This is a genomic window from Candidatus Galacturonatibacter soehngenii (assembly GCF_008830185.1).
Lineage (GTDB): Bacteria > Bacillota > Clostridia > Lachnospirales > Lachnospiraceae > Lachnotalea > Lachnotalea soehngenii.
Genome location: NZ_WAGX01000005.1, coordinates 201,220 through 219,203 on the forward strand (window position 1 = coordinate 201,220; position 17,984 = coordinate 219,203).

The 17,984-nt window shown below is 32.5% G+C and carries 22 protein-coding genes and 1 tRNA gene; 2 read left to right on the forward strand and 21 right to left on the reverse strand.

Features of this window, described 5'->3' with window-relative positions; genetic code table 11:
* Positions 1–193: 193 nt before the first annotated feature.
* Together F7O84_RS08360 and F7O84_RS08365 are read right to left on the reverse strand one after the other, a co-directional pair.
* Entirely contained in the window at positions 194–1,363 is a 1,170-nt protein-coding gene (locus F7O84_RS08360; RefSeq protein ID WP_151144128.1) for an AI-2E family transporter, read from the reverse strand.
* A gap of 61 nt (positions 1,364–1,424) precedes the next feature.
* Positions 1,425–1,496, reverse strand: a tRNA-Asn gene (locus F7O84_RS08365).
* A gap of 547 nt (positions 1,497–2,043) precedes the next feature.
* Here F7O84_RS08365 and F7O84_RS08370 point away from each other — a divergent pair.
* Positions 2,044–2,343, forward strand: coding sequence for a hypothetical protein (locus tag F7O84_RS08370; RefSeq protein ID WP_151144130.1), 300 nt, complete (start codon positions 2,044–2,046; stop codon positions 2,341–2,343).
* Between the two features lie 84 nt (positions 2,344–2,427).
* Here F7O84_RS08370 and rplT read toward each other — a convergent pair whose 3' ends face one another.
* The 14 genes from rplT to F7O84_RS08440 all read right to left on the reverse strand — a co-directional run bounded on the left by rplT (position 2,428) and on the right by F7O84_RS08440 (position 12,750).
* Positions 2,428–2,784, reverse strand: coding sequence for a 50S ribosomal protein L20 (rplT, locus tag F7O84_RS08375; RefSeq protein ID WP_151144132.1), 357 nt, complete (start codon positions 2,782–2,784; stop codon positions 2,428–2,430).
* A 31-nt stretch (positions 2,785–2,815) separates the two neighbouring features.
* Positions 2,816–3,013 carry a 50S ribosomal protein L35 gene (rpmI, locus tag F7O84_RS08380; RefSeq protein WP_151144134.1) on the reverse strand — a complete coding sequence of 66 codons (198 nt, stop codon included), beginning with the start codon at positions 3,011–3,013 and terminating at the stop codon, positions 2,816–2,818.
* Between the two features lie 98 nt (positions 3,014–3,111).
* Entirely contained in the window at positions 3,112–3,606 is a 495-nt protein-coding gene (gene infC / locus F7O84_RS08385; RefSeq protein WP_151144136.1) for a translation initiation factor IF-3, read from the reverse strand.
* A 394-nt stretch (positions 3,607–4,000) separates the two neighbouring features.
* Complete coding sequence (locus tag F7O84_RS08390; protein WP_151144138.1) at positions 4,001–4,666, reverse strand: PilZ domain-containing protein; 666 nt, start codon at positions 4,664–4,666, stop codon at positions 4,001–4,003.
* A gap of 65 nt (positions 4,667–4,731) precedes the next feature.
* Complete coding sequence (locus tag F7O84_RS08395; protein ID WP_151144140.1) at positions 4,732–5,871, reverse strand: DEAD/DEAH box helicase; 1,140 nt, start codon at positions 5,869–5,871, stop codon at positions 4,732–4,734.
* A 162-nt stretch (positions 5,872–6,033) separates the two neighbouring features.
* Positions 6,034–6,534: an SEC-C metal-binding domain-containing protein gene (locus F7O84_RS08400; RefSeq protein WP_151144142.1), complete on the reverse strand. Its 501-nt coding sequence runs from the start codon at positions 6,532–6,534 to the stop codon at positions 6,034–6,036.
* A gap of 409 nt (positions 6,535–6,943) precedes the next feature.
* Positions 6,944–7,486: a D-glycero-alpha-D-manno-heptose-1,7-bisphosphate 7-phosphatase gene (locus tag F7O84_RS08405; protein WP_243140847.1), complete on the reverse strand. Its 543-nt coding sequence runs from the start codon at positions 7,484–7,486 to the stop codon at positions 6,944–6,946.
* A 6-nt stretch (positions 7,487–7,492) separates the two neighbouring features.
* Entirely contained in the window at positions 7,493–8,311 is an 819-nt protein-coding gene (locus tag F7O84_RS08410) for a DUF3658 domain-containing protein (protein ID WP_151144144.1), read from the reverse strand.
* Positions 8,312–8,420: 109 nt separating this feature from the next.
* The gene (locus F7O84_RS08415) at positions 8,421–9,179 is read right to left on the reverse strand and encodes a class I SAM-dependent methyltransferase (protein ID WP_151144146.1); all 759 of its coding nucleotides are present in this window, start codon (positions 9,177–9,179) and stop codon (positions 8,421–8,423) included.
* Between the two features lie 73 nt (positions 9,180–9,252).
* Entirely contained in the window at positions 9,253–9,756 is a 504-nt protein-coding gene (locus tag F7O84_RS08420; RefSeq protein WP_151144148.1) for a GNAT family N-acetyltransferase, read from the reverse strand.
* Positions 9,757–9,843: 87 nt separating this feature from the next.
* Entirely contained in the window at positions 9,844–10,584 is a 741-nt protein-coding gene (locus F7O84_RS08425) for an AAC(3) family N-acetyltransferase (protein WP_151144150.1), read from the reverse strand.
* Between the two features lie 243 nt (positions 10,585–10,827).
* Positions 10,828–11,253 carry an aspartate carbamoyltransferase regulatory subunit gene (locus F7O84_RS08430; protein ID WP_151144152.1) on the reverse strand — a complete coding sequence of 142 codons (426 nt, stop codon included), beginning with the start codon at positions 11,251–11,253 and terminating at the stop codon, positions 10,828–10,830.
* A gap of 25 nt (positions 11,254–11,278) precedes the next feature.
* Positions 11,279–12,205 carry an aspartate carbamoyltransferase gene (pyrB, locus tag F7O84_RS08435; RefSeq protein WP_151144154.1) on the reverse strand — a complete coding sequence of 309 codons (927 nt, stop codon included), beginning with the start codon at positions 12,203–12,205 and terminating at the stop codon, positions 11,279–11,281.
* 11 nt (positions 12,206–12,216) lie between these two features.
* The gene (locus F7O84_RS08440; protein WP_151144156.1) at positions 12,217–12,750 is read right to left on the reverse strand and encodes a nitroreductase family protein; all 534 of its coding nucleotides are present in this window, start codon (positions 12,748–12,750) and stop codon (positions 12,217–12,219) included.
* Between the two features lie 291 nt (positions 12,751–13,041).
* Here F7O84_RS08440 and F7O84_RS08445 point away from each other — a divergent pair, with 291 nt between their 5' ends.
* Entirely contained in the window at positions 13,042–13,428 is a 387-nt protein-coding gene (locus tag F7O84_RS08445) for a putative ABC transporter permease (protein WP_151144157.1), read from the forward strand.
* 57 nt (positions 13,429–13,485) lie between these two features.
* Here F7O84_RS08445 and F7O84_RS08450 read toward each other — a convergent pair whose 3' ends face one another.
* From F7O84_RS08450 to rbfA, 5 genes are all read right to left on the reverse strand, one after another.
* Positions 13,486–14,556, reverse strand: coding sequence for a C40 family peptidase (locus F7O84_RS08450; protein WP_151144158.1), 1,071 nt, complete (start codon positions 14,554–14,556; stop codon positions 13,486–13,488).
* A gap of 147 nt (positions 14,557–14,703) precedes the next feature.
* Entirely contained in the window at positions 14,704–15,633 is a 930-nt protein-coding gene (locus F7O84_RS08455; protein ID WP_151144159.1) for a bifunctional riboflavin kinase/FAD synthetase, read from the reverse strand.
* A 5-nt stretch (positions 15,634–15,638) separates the two neighbouring features.
* Entirely contained in the window at positions 15,639–16,544 is a 906-nt protein-coding gene (gene truB, locus F7O84_RS08460; RefSeq protein WP_151144160.1) for a tRNA pseudouridine(55) synthase TruB, read from the reverse strand.
* Positions 16,545–16,561: 17 nt separating this feature from the next.
* The gene (locus tag F7O84_RS08465; RefSeq protein WP_151144161.1) at positions 16,562–17,518 is read right to left on the reverse strand and encodes a DHH family phosphoesterase; all 957 of its coding nucleotides are present in this window, start codon (positions 17,516–17,518) and stop codon (positions 16,562–16,564) included.
* A gap of 18 nt (positions 17,519–17,536) precedes the next feature.
* Entirely contained in the window at positions 17,537–17,887 is a 351-nt protein-coding gene (gene rbfA / locus F7O84_RS08470; protein ID WP_151144162.1) for a 30S ribosome-binding factor RbfA, read from the reverse strand.
* Positions 17,888–17,984: the final 97 nt, after the last annotated feature.

Sequence of the window (17,984 nt, forward strand, 5' to 3'; positions counted from 1 at the left end):
ATCCTTTGAGATACCTGTTAGTGATGATGCATATGACTCTATAACTTCTAGTAATTGGTCCAATGAGAGTGTACGTTACGAACTTTATGACAAAAATATATCCTCACTCTATATCGATTATGCTTATTAAACCACATAATTTTATTCTTATAAAGTAAATATCCCTCAAAATTTTAATTTTGAGGGATATTTACTATTTATTGTAGTCTACATTTTTATTGTACCAGTCACTTACTAATATTTTAATCGATGCAGTAAGGGGCACTGCTATTAGCATTCCAATCAAACCTCCCACATTTCCACCAATTAATATTGCCAACATAGTAAAAACAGGATGTAATCCAACACTATCTCCTACAATCTTTGGCGCAATCAGGTTGTTATCAATCTGCTGTACGATTATCATCGCTATAATTGCCCATAATATCATAATTGGCTGTCCGCTCAATAAGCCCATAATAGCCGCTAATACTGTTCCAACCAAAGGCCCAACATATGGAATCATATTACATATTCCTGAAATAATTCCAATTACGATTGCATAATCAATACCTATAATTGCCAGTGCAATTGCTGATAGGATACCAACAATGCAGGCATCCAGTAGCTGACCTCTAATATAATTAGAGAATGTATTATTAATTACTGCTGCACATCCATTAATTGTTTTCCCTGTCTTACCTTTTCTAAATATAAAATAAAATATTTTTTTCCAAAGCTCCTTAAAATACTCATAATCTTTGAGCAGATAAATACTTAATATAATAGAAATAAAAAATGATAAAATATTACTTCCAAAAGCTACCACAGAGCCAGCTAAATTAGAAATACTAGTAGTGATATAATCCTGAACAAATGTAACTACATTCGCTACAATGTTATTAAAATTCTCTGGTAATTGAATATTAAGGCTATTTAATTTACTTTCAATTGCAGCTGCCGAAAACTGATTCTGATTCAGATAATCCGTTATATATATTATAATATTCGATATCGTCGTATTCTTTGAAATCTGTCCTCCTATCATAATGTAGATTCCACAGATCATTGCAATTACTAATCCTATGATAGTTAAATAGACAATGGTAATACTAAAACTTCTTCGAGAATCTTGTTTTTTTAATATCTTTTTTCTCTCAAGAAATTTTTCTATTTTATTGGTTGCTGGCTGAAACAAGTACGCTATGACTAAAGCTATAATTAGTGGTTTCAAAAGTGTCATTATTACACCTGCAACCTTTGCTACCTTACCAATAATAAAACCAATATTACCCATAATGGAAATTGCAATATAAATCGCAATTGCAGTTAATGTTGCATAAACCGCATATTTAAAGAGCTTATCTTCTTTATCAAATTTCATTTTATCCTCCTAAGTTGAAAAAATCCCAAACGAATGTTTGAGATTTATTTTTTTCTAAAAACTCCCTGAGTAGGGCTCGAACCTACAACACCACGGTTAACAGCCGTGTGCTCTACCATTGAGCTATCAAGGATTATATTGTCTGCTTCGCAGCCGCTTGTTTTTCTTCTGATTTAATATACTTTCGAACTTCGTTCTTCGTATATTAGCTCTAGTGCTTCGCACTATCACTAACCTATCAGATAAAAACAAATGTCTGCTTCGCAGCCGCTTGTTTTTCTTCTGATTTAATATACTTTCGAACTTCGTTCTTCGTATATTAGCTCTAGTGCTTCGCACTATCACTAACCTATCAGGTAAAAACAAATGTCTGCTTTGCAGCCGCTTGTTTTTCTTCTGATTTAATATACTTTCGAACTTCGTTCTTCGTATATTAGCTCTAGTGCTTCGCACTATCACTAACCTATCAGATAAAAACAAATGTCTGCTTCGCAGCCGCTTGTTTTTCTTCTGATAGGTTACATTATAATTGATTTGAGCTTGTGTTGTCAATGTATTCTTAGAAAGCATTTACAATATTTCCACTTATTTCTTATTTTTAGTTTAAATATATTGACACAAGTGCCAATTAGTGACAAAATAAATAGAAGACTTTGAAAGAAAGGAGTTGTTGCACATTTATGGATACTATTAAAGAACTTCAAAAAGCCTTTATGCAGAATAAAGAAGAAGATTGGATTGACAAAGAACGCAAATTAATGAATGATATTGTAAATTATACCTGTTCCCAAAATGGGACAAGTGCGATTCAAGGTTATGAGTCAAGCGCTGTTTTGGCTTTTCTTGAAAAACCTGCTGAAGAAGTAAAAGAAATTCTCAAAATAGAAACTATGGATGCGAAAGAATTACAAACTCTTATGTATGCTTTGGCACCTAAAGTAAAGAAATTTGGCAATTTCATGACTACAAAGAGCTTTTAATTATAGATAAAATATATGAATTCATTTGCAATATTAATAAGAAAACCCTTGTAAACTATTTCAGTTTCAAGGGTTATTTTCATATTAGGCTATCTTTGATTTTGCAAGTTCTGCTAATGTTGCAAATCCTTCTGCATCATTAATTGCCATATCAGATAACATTTTTCTATTCATTTCAACTCCAGCTAATTTTAAACCATACATAAATTTGCTGTAACTTAATCCGTTAATTCTAGCTGCTGCATTGATACGAGCAATCCATAACTGTCTAAACTGTCTCTTTCTTTGCTTTCTACCAGCATATGAGCTAGTTAATGCTCTCATAACTGATTGTTTTGCTACTCTATACTGTTTTGATCTAGCTCCTCTATATCCTTTAGCTAGCTTTAATACTCTATTATGCTTTTTCTTAGCGTTCATTCCGCCTTTAATTCTTGCCATTTGTCGATTTCCTCCTTTACTCTATTTTATCCTATAAATAAGGTAAGATTTTTTTCATATTTTTAACGTTAGTAGCATCTGTCATAGTAGCTTTTCTAAGATTTCTCTTTCTCTTTGCAGATTTCTTTGTCAGGATGTGACTCTTATATGCCTTCATTCTTTTTAATTTTCCTGTACCTGTTTTTTTGAAACGTTTAGCAGCTGCTTTACTAGTTTTTATTTTTGGCATGATATTTCCTCCTTAATAATTGTCATAAATTAAAAATCTATATTATTGTCACATAGTGACGATAATTCCTAAATGATACACAGACAGTCAAGATGAAATTAACGTTTTTCAGTCAAAAACATCATCATACTTCGTCCTTCGAGCTTAGCAGCTTTCTCAACAACTGCTATATCAGATAACTGCCCCGCAAAATCATCCAAAATATGTTTACTTGCATTAATATGAGCCATCTCTCTTCCTCTAAAACGTAAAGTAACTTTCACCTTATCACCTTTTTCAATGAATTTTCTGGCTGCATTTACTTTTGTTTTTAAATCATTGGCATCAATATTAGGTGATAGACGTACTTCTTTAATGTCTATGGTTTTTTGTTTTTTCTTAGCCTCTTTTTCTTTTCTGGCTAACTCATATCTGTATTTACCATAGTCAATTATTTTACATACTGGTGGTTTTGCTGTAGGAGCAATTTTTACCAAATCAAGCTCAGCTTCTCTTGCTAGTTTCATTGCATCCTTGGCTGACATAACTCCTAATTGTTCTCCGTTTTCCCCGATCAAACGAATTTCCTTATCTCTGATCTGTTCGTTAATCATTAATTCGCTAATAACTGTGCACCTCCATGAATTCGCAACAACTTTACTGCCATTGCATTTGCGTTAATATAAATGTAGCATTTACTATAAATAGCTGTTGTATTGCAACAAGCTAATTATTATAATGTTGATAGCAAGCTTATCAAAAGAAAAAGCCTGTTTAAACAAAAAAAGGAATAGCCATACAGCTATCCACTTAATCTAAGACCATTAATATACAACATTAATTTTCAAATATTAACCATTAGTCACTTAAACGTGCTAAGGTGAGAGTGGATACTCTGCTTTCTTTTATTCATGACAAGTGAAACATTTTGCTGCTTCATCTTGCTTTACAACATTAGTAACTTTATCATATATCTTCTAATAAGTCAATACTTATTCTTCAAAACATTTATTCTTTTAATTCAATTATGTTTTTACTATTCAGAGATTTTATTGATATCAGTTCTCTTTGCTTTTTGGCTATATAGTATTCTACCATACGATTTACCGCACCAAACTTACAGCCATATAAAAATCGATTATTATTCCACTCTTGCTTTCTAACTATTTCACCAACAAAATTAAAAGTTGTGCCATTATCACTATCAATAAAAACCAAGTGTACTTCTTCGTTAAAATTCTCAATATCCTTCTCTGTAGTAAATGAAAAACCACTTGCGCTAAGGTCATGTACCACTACATTAATTGTACCTTTATTCGCCCCGACTCTTGCAGTTCCTGTATATCCCATTTCAAGGCGAAATCTTCCTCTACGATTGATTTGCAAACCACTTTTGGGAGAAGTAATCATATGATATACTTCATTTTTGTATTTCACACCTTTTATAACGCACTCTCTCCAAATGACTGGCTGCCCACCTTCTATATCAGCAGTTACGCTGATTCTAAGTTTTCCAGTATTAAAGTCAAGCATTTTACCATCCTGTTTAATTGGTTCAATAAAAATACCATCAAAGGCACTGAATTTCGTCACTGCTTCGTATTGCAATTTATTTTCTTTAAACGATACTTCAATTTGTATTTTTGTATTTTCCCTTAAATCAATTAACTTCATAACTGCTCGTTCCCTTCCCCATTTATCCTTCGTAACACTTTAACCTATCCATTCGAGAATCTTTGTTACTTACTTTCACTAATTTTTCCTTTCGCAATACTGTATGGATGAATTTTAATACCAAATTTCTTTTCATATTTTTTTATAAGTGAAACTTCTTTTTGCGTAACAATCAATACACTTAATCCTTCTTTACCATTTCTTCCGCATCTACCTGCTCGGTGTAAATAATCATTTTCATTTTCAGAAATACTGATATTAAAAATTGTATCTACATCTTCAAAATGTAATCCTCTTGCTGCAATGTCAGTTGCAATTAAAAGCTGTAATTTATTGGACTTGAAAGCATCAATTACTTTTTTTCTGTCTTTTTTTACATTGGAACCGTGTATACAATCTGCATTATAATGATGATACTTTAATTTCTCTGTTAGTTCTTCAATATCGGATACTTTATTGATAAATACCATAGCCTTCTTAGGTTTAATACTATTGGCAAGTTTTCGAAGCATTTCAAGTTTGTCTCTTCTATCCACAGTAAAATAAATATGTTTTATATTTTTTGGAATAGCTGTCTTATTGCTTTTAGAAAGTGAGATAATAAGTGGGTCCTTTAATATCTCCTTCCCTGTGTCTATCGCAATCTTTGACATACTTGCAGAAAACATAAGGATTTTTGTGTCCCTCATACAGCATTTTACAACTGCCTTTACACCTTCTAAATTATTCTTATCTAACATTTTATCCGCTTCATCAATGACGATTGTTTTTACAGTATGAGCGGTTATTTTTTTCTTTTTTATTAGTTCTAAAATTCTTCCTGTCGTACCTATCACAATCTGTGGTTTTTCTTTTAGCTTTTCTATTTGCCTGTTGATATTTACATCACCAACAATCGTAGCAGCTTCGATTGCTAACCCCGAATTTTTTGACAAAGATTGTACCTGCCTGTTGACTTGCAAAGCAAGTTCATGTGTAGGAACTAAGACTATTGCTTGTAATCCCTTTTCTACGGGGATTAGTGTTTTATAGATAGGAAGTAGATATGCTAATGTCTTTCCTGAGCCTGTCTCAGATTGTACGATAAGGTCTCTCTTTTCGTCAGCCTCAAACACTTTTTGCTGCACTTCATTTGCCTTCACTATTTTTTCTTTCTTTAAGGCTTCTATTACAACCTTATCTAATCCAAATTCCTTAAAATCCATTCTGTCCTCCGTTATTAAATAAAAAATATTTTTGAAAAAGGACTTGCCTCTTTCACAATACACCATTGATTTCATTAGCTTAAGAAAATGAAATCACAAGGTTTAGCTGAATAACTATTTCAACTTAGTGATTAAGTAGACAAGTCCTTTTCATAAATGATACTATTTGCCACAACATTTTTTATATTTCTTACCGCTTCCACATGGACAAGGATCATTTCTTCCAACTTTTTGACCTTTAACAACGGTTCCTGAAGCTTTTTGTGCTTTGTACAATTCTTTTCTTTTTTCAGGTGTTAAAAGCTCGTCCCATTCTGGTAGATTGTATAACCATTCTGCTTTAGCTTCTACCATGTTATAGTATAGTTTCTCAGAATCAAAATCGAGACTTACCACTGTATCCTCTGTCATCTCTTCAATTGGATTCTCAGTTTTTAAACTTTCATTGATTCCATCTAAAAAACCAACCATTGTCATGATGTCTGTATTGTATTTTGCAGCTAATTCTTTTACTGTTCCTTCTACTACTTCTGAAGGATTTGCTAAAATTTGTTTGTAAATACCTTGCTCTATTTTAAAATAAGCGCCCCATAGCTGATCACTTTCTTGTTGACTCATATCCTGTGAATATGCTGTTTCTCTCCAAGTTTGTAATAATCCCATTTTTTTACCATCCTTTATTCCTTAGTGTTTTAAGATAGCTATAGTATATTATATTTTATAGATTTTTTCAAACTTTTTTACTAGATTTATTATTGTAATAAAAAAAATAATTTTTTTGATTAAATGATGTATAAGTTTTCATATTTGACCAATACTATAATTAATCTTATTGATAACACAAAAAGATATCAAAAGATTATTGCGTATGCTCTTGGTGATTACCAAATCCCCCTTTGTTAATCACCACACCAAAGAAAAAGAAATACTTATCCTCCCCTTTTGTATCCCCCTTGCGGCAAAGGCGTCGCGAGGGGGATATTTGTTTTAATTGAACTACAAAATAGTAACGGACATGCATGTGCAGCTGATATATTCCTAACAATTTATTTTCAACGTTCTCCTTAACAGCCTATTTAATATTAATTTCCTTTAAATCTAGTAAGTCTGTTAGTTTCTGTAATGACTCAATTTCTATATATTCAAACTGGTCTGACTTTATATTAATTCCATAAGTTTTTATCCCCACTCTATTTCCAAGTTCAATATCACAGAATGAGTCTCCAACAAGTAATGACTCATCTAAATCAATATTAGGATATTTAAGCGTTGCCTGTTCAAAAAGTCCTGGCTTTGGTTTATAACATTTGCACCCCTCCTCTTTTGTATGTGGACAAAAGAAAATATCCTTCAAAACTATGTCATTATCTAATAATATATTTACAAGTCGTCTTGTAAATTCGTAATACTGTTCTAAGCTAATAATACCTTGATTAATAATATATTGGTTTGTCAATATAATAATTTCATAATTCGATTCACGTAATCTTTTCAGTGTATGAATTGCTCCATTTAGAAAAACAGGAGTTTTTACCTCCCCCCATTTTTCATCTGGATAATCCTCTATAATCGTTCCGTCTCTATCTAAAAATACTACTTTTATTTTGTCTCTCATACCTGTTTATACCCTTTTAAGTACCTGACAATACTTGTTTTCATGATAGTTTACAACCTCCAGCTCTCCTCGTTCTATCATATTAATTATTCTTTTTGCATACCACCAATCACCAACGCCCAAAGGGTATTTCCCTAAAATATTTCCTATCAATTGTACCATTTCAAACTCTTTATCTGGTATTTCTTTTCTAATAATATGGTCATAGAAATCTTCTAGAACTCCGATTAATTTTCCATTTACATATGCTCGTAGAGCACTATTGTCCACTTTTAGTTCATTCCATAATAATGCATACTCACTAATTACACTTGCTGTTAATTCTTCTTCGAAAGGAAGGTATTTATAATATTCTTCTGGTTCTACTTCTCCCCAATTTGTCAGAAATAAAATTTTATTGTCAGAGCCATGTTTATAATCTGGCAGCTTGATTGCAGATAATTTGCAATGATAGTCTTTTAACAAGCTACAAGTATAGTAGTATCCACATATAGAATATGGGGCATTGCTATACCATAAACGGATTTTTTCTCCTTGTGATGCATATTTTTTTAATCGTTCTATTTCATTTAAGTATATTGGCCAAGTTTCCTCTAAGGCTTTGGCTATACTTTTGTCAACTCTTCCATTTGCAGTATAAAGCTCCATAATCAAGTTTTTTCGATATTCACTTTCTACCGCTTCATTGATATTACCAATGTCTAGCAGAAAAGGGATACAAACTACTTCTGACTTTTTTATACCGTTTACTTGCCCATTCTCTGCATAACCCTGTGCTATCTTCATTGCTCCGCCTTCACTTTCCCCAAACATTACTTCTACCATAGAACCTCCTTAATATACTTTTTAATATACTTAACATTAATCTGCATATATAACTGTCTTCTAGTATGAATCTTATATAAATTGAAGCCTTTACCTATAAATTTTAAGTTTACACTTTCATTAAAAAAACAAGTCCATGTAGCCCATAACCCAGTATATTTTTATTTTCGCAAGTTTTTAAATGTAATTTCATATATTTATCAAAATTTTCTTTACTTGCATCATTAAAGCTGTCGTTATGCATATAAACGTTACCATCTGATGTTAAGTGATGAAGAATTTTAAGTTTATAATCAGATGACATTGTTTCTATGTCTTCTGGTAGCAAATAAACAAAAGAATCTCCTGAATTTCTATTCTCATAGTACCCTAATATTTCTTCTATATTTTCTAATCTTTTATCTAGTTGCATAAATAAAACTGCCAATAAATTGATATAGCTTATCACAAGAATTCCTTCTTTTTTTAAAATTCTTAGGCATTCCTTTATAGCACAATTGCGTCCTTCTTCGTTTAAATGATAAAAAGCACCCATGCAAAGAACAACATCAAAGTATTGATTATCATACTTATCAACATTACAAATATCTCCAATAAATATATCTTGTAATAAATTATTTTGTTGCTTTTTATGTATCATGTCAACATTGTGCGGCACTATATCACTTGCCACTACACTATGACCTCTTTTGGCTAATTCAAACGCATAGTTTCCTGTTCCCGCACAACCATCAAAAATTCTGCAACGTTGTGGTAATACGGTATTAAAATAGTGCATAGTTGTCAACCACTCTATATTATGGCTATAATCTCTAAACAACCTCCCATCCTCATCATAATTACTATAGTAGTCTATTATTTCCTTCATATTTTATTTAACCCTCCCTTTTAAAGCAATATTCTCTAAGAATATTATTCATACAGAACAATAAACAACTCATCTATGTATAATAATGTAGTTTTATTTGCACTTCTGACTTATCTTCACTATCTTCATCAATATGAATTATATTACCGCCCATTGAAAGATAAAAATTGAGTGCATTTGTATTATATTTATTGACCGATATGAAGAATTCATCACTTCCATTGCTTTTAATAATTTCTTTGCCTATGGTAAAAAACGTACGTCCGATTCCTTTTTTTTGATACTCTTTTCGAACATAAAGAAGTCCAATCTCCTGCTTAAAATTGCGAAAAGGCCTATATGGCTCTCCACAACTCATATAACCAATAATTTGTTCATAATCAAAAGCAATATATAAAGTAATATTGGGGTTATTAACTATTTCTTCGAATTTCAAAGTATTCCTTAAGATATCATAATTATTTATTTTATCATCAGAATAAATTCCTCTATATGTAGTGTTCCATATTTCTTTCTTTAAAACAGCCAGCCTATAGCAATCCTCAATGTCTGCCAATCTATATGTTATTTGTTCCATATATATTTTCCCACTCCTTTAGAAACAACTTTTATCTGTAAGGTTATCAAAATAGTTAATTTATGTTCCCCCTTATGTTTATTTACTTTATCTATAAATGCCATAAAGTTTATATGGATCATCAATTAACTTTTCTTTATACAAGCCAACTACTTCTGGTAGATCCATAAGCATACACTTGGCATCACCTATCATCCCCTCTTTGATATAACCCTTTTCATAGGCTAACTGCTGTATCGTGTACCACGCTTTCACGGGAACATTGCCATCTTCCACAAACCATTCATTCGGGTTGTATATTTCATCTAATTTGGGTGACTTTATTCTATCAATTATCTGCTTTGGAAGATGCTTTTCTACGTGATGCATTGCTGTAAGTGAATAGATGTCAACACCTATCAATAAGGCCTTTCCATTATTTTCTATTAAATATCGAAACATTCCTTTTACTTCATTTGCATGTTTTCCCCAGGCGGCTGCAGCAAAAGTTCCAGTCCCCACTAATGTATCTGGCATCAATCGAAAGGTATCAGCTATAATTCCCATTGCACTTTTAGGTTCATCCGATGTTAGGACTTTTATTTTTCTAATCAACCCATTTTTCTTATCCTTTTCATCAAGTGGTAAATCAGAACTCAAACGTAGAGCAGGCATAAAAATACTTCCATCTTTGCCTACCACCTTTTTCAAAGCTTTAATTATAGTCACTGCCCCACCTTTGACATATCCCATACTACTTAATGAACTATGCACTTCAAGATTTATTTTTTCAGTAACCCCAAGTTGATATAATCCTTCTACAATATCATCTTCGTATAATACCTTCATTTATTTTTCTCCCCTACTTCTTATGTTTCTATATTTTTTTCTATACTTTTCCAAAATCTTATACTTATTATAGCATAATACTAAATTCAATTTTTTTACATTTTCATGAACATAATAATAATATCTATAAATACATAAAAGAGTGCCTATTTGCAGACACCAAAGAAAATTCTTACACATAAAAATCCCCCACACATAGAGTGTGAAGGACTATTTGTTAATGCTATTTAGTTATGCTGCTATTTATCGTTCATACTTTTCTTCGCAATATTTACAACGATACACTTCTTTTTCTTTATCCGTTAATAGAAACACTTGTTCCAATTCCTGTTCGATTGATGTGATACAACGAGGATTCTTACATCTGATTACATTGACCACTTGCTTTGGAAGTGTTAACTCCTTTTTATCTACTACTTGTGCATCCTTAATAATATTGACAGTAATGTTATGATCTATAAAGCCTAGAATATCCAAGTCAAGCATATCAATACTACATTCCACTTTTAGTATATCTTTTTTTCCCATTTTGTTACTTCTTGCATTTTTTATAATAGCAACACAGCAGTCTAGCTTATCAAGCTGAAGATTGTGATAGATTTCCATACTTTTTCCTGCTTGAATATGATCAAGAACAAAGCCTTCATTGATACTACCTACATTTAACATATGATTCTCCTTATTTACAAAATAGTTAATGTTCGCTCACTTGTATTTCCAATAGTATTAATATGAGTGCCATTCTTGCATAAACACCATACTGAACCTGTTTAAAATAAGCAGCTCTAGGATCATTATCGACTTCCACTGATATTTCATTTACCCTAGGCAAAGGATGTAATACTAGCATATCCTCTTTTGCATATGACATCTTCTTCATATCCAATATGTATCTATCCTTTAGCCTTACATAATCTTCTTCGTTGAAGAACCTCTCTCGTTGCACTCTGGTCATATAGAGCAAGTCCAACTCTGGCATAACCTCTTCCAATCGTTCTACTTCCTTAAAAGTTACATTATTTTGAATCAATACATCTTCTCTAATATAATCTGGAATTTTTAGCTCTTCTGGGGATATCAAAACAAAGGTTATGTTTTCATATCGCACCAATGCATTGATGAGAGAATGAACCGTTCGTCCGAATTTCAAATCACCACATAGTCCTATTGTTAAATTCGAGAGTCTGCCTTTTAGTGATCGTATGGTTAGCAAATCCGTTATCGTTTGTGTTGGATGCTGATGTCCGCCATCGCCAGCGTTAATAACAGGAATAGAGGATTTTGTCGATGCTACTAATGGCGCTCCTTCTTTGGGATGCCTCATTGCACATATATCTGCATAACATGAAATCATTTTTATCGTATCTGATACACTTTCCCCTTTTGAAGCAGAGCTAGATGACGCTGATGAAAACCCTAACACATTCCCACCTAGATTCATCATGGCCGCCTCAAAACTAAGTCTGGTTCTTGTACTTGGTTCATAAAATAATGTCGCTAATTTCTTTCCATCACAAGCATGGCTATATTTATTAGGATTTTTTTCTATGTCATTTGCAAGGTCAAGTAGCTGGTCAAGCTCCTCGACAGTAAAATCTAATGGACTCATTAAATGTCTCATGTAGGTTCCTCCTATTTATACTCTACCAACTCTTCTACCGATTTTCTTTTTGGTGCATTTGGGTGTTCTTTTTCATAACCAATTGCTATTAATGCTCCTACTTCTCTATCTTCTGGAAGTTCTAATACTTTTGCTATTTCTTCATGGTCAAAGATTCCTAGTATAACAGAAGAAACATTAAGTTCATGTGCAGCCAAACAAAAAGTTTGACTTGCTATACCAACGTCAAACATCTGCCACTCATTTTTTCTTTTCGTTGTAAAAGAACCATCTCTTTCAAATCCACAACGGTTTTTAATAAAGGTAACAACAACTAATGTCTTTGTACCTGCTATAATTTTTCTATTATGGTCATTTGCATGTTCCATAACCTTTTCTTTTAAATTTTCATCTTCAATTACAACATAACGGGAAATTTGAGTATTCTTCCAAGAAGGGGAAAAAGAAGCAGCTTCAATGATTTGATTAAGAATAGTATGGCTAACCTTTTGCTCAGTAAATTCGCGAACACTTCTTCGGGATTTAATACATTCGATTGTATTCATCATGTTTCCTCCATTCATATATAAGTTTAAATGTGTTTTCATAGTTCTCAAAACTTCTTGTATTATTCTATACGAAAACTTCTACAAATTCAACTGTTCTAAGTAAGAAAGCACCTATTATTTAATCTAATACATAAGAACACTTTTTACTTATAAACAGTGCCAAAATAATCCTTATCTTTACCAATATACTCCTGTTTGTTTTCTTACAATTAGTATAGATTAACCGATTATAGGAAAAAATAATAATGACCACATTGGTCACTTATCAAGATACAAGGAGCAATAACATTGAAAAAAAATTTTGTAATCTGTGGAATATTCGGCTGGTGTATTGAGATATTATGGACAGCCTTTGAAAAATTTAGAAGACGTGATATGAAGTTGATAGGAAATACCTCTATTTGGATGTTCCCCATCTATGGAATGGCTTCTTTATTTGTACCAATCTATCGCTTTATCAAAAACGCTAATATAGTTGTGAGAGGCTTTGTATATATGTTATCCATTTTTACTGCTGAATATATAACTGGGTATATTTTAAAAAAACGTAATATGTGTCCTTGGGATTATAGTAAGGCAAAATATAATATTAATGGGCTTATTCGCCTTGATTATGCACCGTTATGGTTTTTGGTCGGCCTTGTTTTTGAAAAATTAGTAAATACTAAAAATTAATGCTTTCAGACTACAAAAAACACTTGGAAGTATCCTTCCAAGTGTTCATATTTCTAATTAATTGCTTAAGAATCTTCTTGCACGAATTGGTGTTCTATAATACATATTAGAAATCTTAATACCAGTTCTTGCTGAACTAGCATGAATTACTTGTCCTCCACCAATATACATAGCAACATGATTAACTGATCCACCATTTCCATAGAAGATTAAATCTCCTGGTAATACATTTCCTAATTCTACAGCTGAGCCCATTTGGGACTGAGAAGCAGACGAATGTGGTAAGGATACGCCATATTTTGACATAATGGATAGTGTGAATCCAGAACAATCCGCACCATTTGTCAAGCTGGTTCCTCCCCATACATAAGGATTTCCTAGGAATTGTTTTGCATATTCAACGATAGATACTCGAACATCTGAAACACCTTCACCATATTTAAGCTCAGTAATTGATACAGCTTTTGGTAACTGATAAGAGATATCTACATATTCTTTTGAAATATATCCTTCATCTGAATCTACTGTAACTTTTACCCATTCTCCATTATCTTCTAATACTTCTAATTCTTCTTCAATTGGAATAAGCGTTAGAACCTTTGATTCTGTACTTGGCTCCATACGCACCTTTAAAGTAGTGGTATTTACAGTTGCCATTACAGTCTTAACTTCCTCTGCTTTTGCATTCGCATCTTCACCCGTTAAAAGATACTCTGCTTTTACATATCCAGTAACCTTACCTGATTTGATTTTATACCATTCACCATCTTCGGAAACTTCTGTTACTTCACTACCAGCATTCTTTGGAAGCTTACCAACTATTTCTTCCTCTTCTCCTGCTTCTTCTCTAATATTTAAGTATGTATCTACATTTGCAACACCTAAATTTGTATATCCACTTACAACAGATGCTACTACTTTTTCTTCTTTTGTTAGAGCAGCAATTCCAGCTGCCGCTGATTCATCATCTTGTACACTTATATAATATTTATCTAAAGCTGCTGTAATACCAGCAGTTGATGTATTGCTAAAACCATTGACATTTGCACTTGCTTCCAAATTGTATCCTGATGCTAATACTGCACTTAATACACACACGCCTGCTGCCTTAATCACTGTTTTCTTCATTAGAAACCTCCGATATACTCTTTTTGGTTTTCAAATCATAAATCCAATCACGGGTTACGAGTTTTTCTTATATTTAACATATTATAAATAAAAACTGATTAGTTGTTACATAATTGTTAAATATATTACAGGCATATTATAGCAATATTATAAAGGATTGTCAATAAAGTATTTTTTTACAAGCAAAATATCTTTTTCCATTGCTTCTTTTAACTCTTCTATGGAACTAAATTTTAATTCAGGCCTTTCAAAGCGATATAAATCAATTTCTATTGTTTTGCCATATAAATCTTCATTATAATCAAAAATATATGTTTCAACTCCACGAATCATATCGGTGCTTACTGTCGGTTTACACCCAATACTGGTGATTCCATTATATATTTTGTTATCAATGATTGTTTTTGAAGCGTATACTCCAAACGGCGGTAAAAGCTTTTCATTCATTGGGATCAGATTGGTTGTAGGCATTCCAAGTGTTCTTCCTAACTTTTTACCATGAATCACTTTTCCTATAATTGGATATGGATAGCCTAACATCTTATTTACTTCTTCCATCTTTCCTTCTTCAATAGAATTTCTGATTCTCGTACTGCTTATTTCTTCCTCTTGATACGCAACCTTTTCTACCACCTCTACTACAAAATCATATTTCCTAGAGTATTCTTGTAGTAGCTTATAATCTCCTTTTGCTTTATATCCAAATCTGTAGTCTGTTCCTACCGCGATATAGCCAACACGAAGACTCTTTACAAGTATCTCCTCTATAAAAGTTTCCGCACTCATATGTGCAAATTCCGCACTAAATTCACACTCCAAAACAAAATCCAAAGGATACTGACTTAATATTTTTCTTCTTTCTTCTTTCGTCAAAATCATATTCTGTTCTGAATCACGCAAAAAAGCCCCAACCGATTTGTCAAAAGTAAATAATACGGATTGGAAGCCTTGTTCTTTTTTTTCTACTACTTTATGGATTAATTTTTGGTGTCCTACGTGCACTCCGTCAAATTTACCGAGAGTAATTGCCGTTTTTGATTCTAAATTAATCTCATCAACTCTACTTATATACTTCATAATAGCTACTCTCCCAAAAACATTTTTACTGGGCTAAACTGTTCTCTTTTCGTATCATACTTATAGATACCGATAAAAGCTTTTGTTTCATCGTAAACACGCACTTTATTATAATCTTGGTTAAAAACCTCTGTGTTTTTTACGCACTCTCTGCTAAATTGATTCCCGTTATATATTAATTTGTTATATCTTTCATCTACCACGATAGCAGGATATGCTCGAAAAACATACTCAATTGGTACAATTCTCTCTGACAATTGATTTGCCACTTTTAAATCTGCTATTTCATCTATTTTTAGGCTATCTTCTATTGCAAGCCCATTTGCTTTCATTCGCTTTAATTCTTCCATGCATCCAAGACAACCTAACTTCTCTCCTATATCATTGCATAAGGTTCTGATATAAGTTCCCTTAGAACAAGATACTTCTATCTTTACTCTTGGAAGATTAATCTCTTTTATCTCTATCTTATATATTTGCACGAGTCTAGCTTCTCGCTCAATCGTTTTTCCCTCTCTTGCTAATTCATATAACTTTTTCCCGTTTACTTTCAAAGCAGAGTACATAGGAGGAATCTGATAATAATCACCGATGAAACTATTAATAGCTTCTCTTACTTCCAATTCACTACATTGAACTTCTCGACTTTCAATTAATTTTCCTGATGTATCCTGCGTATCCGTAGCTTGTCCGAGTAATAAAGTTGCAAGATAAGTTTTGTCCTTATCCTCAAGCATATCGCATAATTTCGTACCTTTTCCAAGACAAATAGGAAGAACACCTTCCGCATCCGGATCCAGTGTTCCAGTATGTCCTATTTTCTTTTGCTTTAATATTCCACGAAGCTTAGCAACAACATCATGTGAGGTATATCCTTTTTCTTTATAAACATTCAAAATTCCATTGTACATTGCCTTACCTCAAGTCTCTAGTTTTCTTTTAGCTGCTTCTCAATATGTAATGACAAATTATTTACAACATCATGAATGGTACCAACCATTGTGCAGCCGGCTGCCTTTTTATGTCCGCCTCCACCAAAATAACTAGCAATCTTACTAACATCTACCAAATCAGAAGAACGAAGACTGACTTTGTATTCGTGATTTCCTGTTTCATACAAAAAGATAGCACATTCGCATCCTTTTGTTACCCTTAACTGGCTAACAATACCTTCTAGGTCTTTTGATGTAACCCCATAAAACACCATATCAGATTTTCGCAAAGCGCTAATAATTACTTTACCATCTAAAAGTAAGATGCTTTCAAGAAGCGCTCTTCCCAATATCTGGTTTTGTACATATGTCTTCTGATAGAATGTCTCTTCGATAATGCGTGAGAAATCAATTCCTTTTCCCATGAGTTTTCCTGCAATGTTCATGGTTCGTTCTGAGGTATTAGAATACTGAAATACCCCTGTATCATGTACAATACCTGTATATAGGGCTTCTGCAACTTCTTTACTTATTTTATCTTCTTCAAGAAGAGTATACACAATTTCACAAGTAGAACTTGCGTCGGATATAATATGATTTATATCTGCATAACCTACGTTACTGATATGATGATCAATGCAAATCGTATGCTTTGCACGCTCAAAATATTTCACGGCGCTTCCAAGTCTTTCTTTATCACCACAATCAAGTGATATAAACAAATCATATTCTTGATCTTTTTGATAGAGGCTGTCAATTTTGTGAGAATTTTTAAGAAAGGAAAAAACCTCAGAAATTTCTTCTAGATACAAATCCACCTCAATATCTTGAAAGCATTCTTTTATATAATTATATAATCCTAAGCAAGAGCCTGCACAATCGCCGTCCGGTCTTACATGTCCAGCGATTGCAACAGTTTTAATTCCTTGTAGATGTTTTTCTATCTTATTCATCACAATCAACTCTTTCTATTATTTGTTTACATCATCAATTAGTTTGGACATATTAATTCCATATTCAATCGATTGATCTAAAATAAATTTTATTTCAGGAGTGTTTCTTAAATTAATTGTCTTCGCTAATTTTGTCCTGATATAGCCTTCTGCACTTTTTAGACCTGCAATGGTATTTTTTTGTGATTCTTCATCACCTAATACACTAATATAAGCCTTACAGCTTTTTAAATCAGGAGCAACTTCGACTGCTACCACCGAAGTCATCGGATTGATTCTTGGATCTTTTATCTCTCCGCGAATAATATTACTTAACTCTCGTAACACCTCTCCATTAATTCTGGTATTCTTTATGCTGTTCTTTCTCATTATAATCTCTCACTTTCACTGCCACGTTTTCTAGGACGTAGTACTTTCCTAGAACCTTAGAACTTCGTTCTTTCGTTAGCTTATTAAAGTTTGCTAA

Excerpts from the sequence above, each read along its gene's own strand:
- F7O84_RS08420 (WP_151144148.1), bottom strand. The coding sequence starts at position 9,756 with ATGGAACAAATAACATATAGATTGGCAGACATTGAGGATTGCTATAGG.
- F7O84_RS08405 (WP_243140847.1), bottom strand. The coding sequence starts at position 7,486 with ATGAGAGACAAAATAAAAGTAGTATTTTTAGATAGAGACGGAACGATT.
- F7O84_RS08465 (WP_151144161.1), bottom strand. The coding sequence starts at position 17,518 with ATGAATAAGATAGAAAAACATCTACAAGGAATTAAAACTGTTGCAATC.
- infC (WP_151144136.1), bottom strand. The coding sequence starts at position 3,606 with ATGATTAACGAACAGATCAGAGATAAGGAAATTCGTTTGATCGGGGAA.
- F7O84_RS08360 (WP_151144128.1), bottom strand. The coding sequence starts at position 1,363 with ATGAAATTTGATAAAGAAGATAAGCTCTTTAAATATGCGGTTTATGCA.
- rplT (WP_151144132.1), bottom strand. The coding sequence starts at position 2,784 with ATGGCAAGAATTAAAGGCGGAATGAACGCTAAGAAAAAGCATAATAGA.
- pyrB (WP_151144154.1), bottom strand. The coding sequence starts at position 12,205 with ATGAGACATTTAATGAGTCCATTAGATTTTACTGTCGAGGAGCTTGAC.
- F7O84_RS08455 (WP_151144159.1), bottom strand. The coding sequence starts at position 15,633 with ATGAAGTATATAAGTAGAGTTGATGAGATTAATTTAGAATCAAAAACG.
- rbfA (WP_151144162.1), bottom strand. The coding sequence starts at position 17,887 with ATGAGAAAGAACAGCATAAAGAATACCAGAATTAATGGAGAGGTGTTA.
- F7O84_RS08425 (WP_151144150.1), bottom strand. The coding sequence starts at position 10,584 with ATGAAGGTATTATACGAAGATGATATTGTAGAAGGATTATATCAACTT.
- F7O84_RS08400 (WP_151144142.1), bottom strand. The coding sequence starts at position 6,534 with ATGGGATTATTACAAACTTGGAGAGAAACAGCATATTCACAGGATATG.
- F7O84_RS08395 (WP_151144140.1), bottom strand. The coding sequence starts at position 5,871 with ATGGATTTTAAGGAATTTGGATTAGATAAGGTTGTAATAGAAGCCTTA.
- F7O84_RS08410 (WP_151144144.1), bottom strand. The coding sequence starts at position 8,311 with ATGGTAGAAGTAATGTTTGGGGAAAGTGAAGGCGGAGCAATGAAGATA.
- F7O84_RS08450 (WP_151144158.1), bottom strand. The coding sequence starts at position 14,556 with ATGAAGAAAACAGTGATTAAGGCAGCAGGCGTGTGTGTATTAAGTGCA.
- F7O84_RS08415 (WP_151144146.1), bottom strand. The coding sequence starts at position 9,179 with ATGAAGGAAATAATAGACTACTATAGTAATTATGATGAGGATGGGAGG.
- rpmI (WP_151144134.1), bottom strand. The coding sequence starts at position 3,013 with ATGCCAAAAATAAAAACTAGTAAAGCAGCTGCTAAACGTTTCAAAAAA.
- F7O84_RS08370 (WP_151144130.1), top strand. The coding sequence starts at position 2,044 with ATGGATACTATTAAAGAACTTCAAAAAGCCTTTATGCAGAATAAAGAA.
- F7O84_RS08390 (WP_151144138.1), bottom strand. The coding sequence starts at position 4,666 with ATGAAGTTAATTGATTTAAGGGAAAATACAAAAATACAAATTGAAGTA.
- F7O84_RS08430 (WP_151144152.1), bottom strand. The coding sequence starts at position 11,253 with ATGTTAAATGTAGGTAGTATCAATGAAGGCTTTGTTCTTGATCATATT.
- F7O84_RS08440 (WP_151144156.1), bottom strand. The coding sequence starts at position 12,750 with ATGAATACAATCGAATGTATTAAATCCCGAAGAAGTGTTCGCGAATTT.
- truB (WP_151144160.1), bottom strand. The coding sequence starts at position 16,544 with ATGTACAATGGAATTTTGAATGTTTATAAAGAAAAAGGATATACCTCA.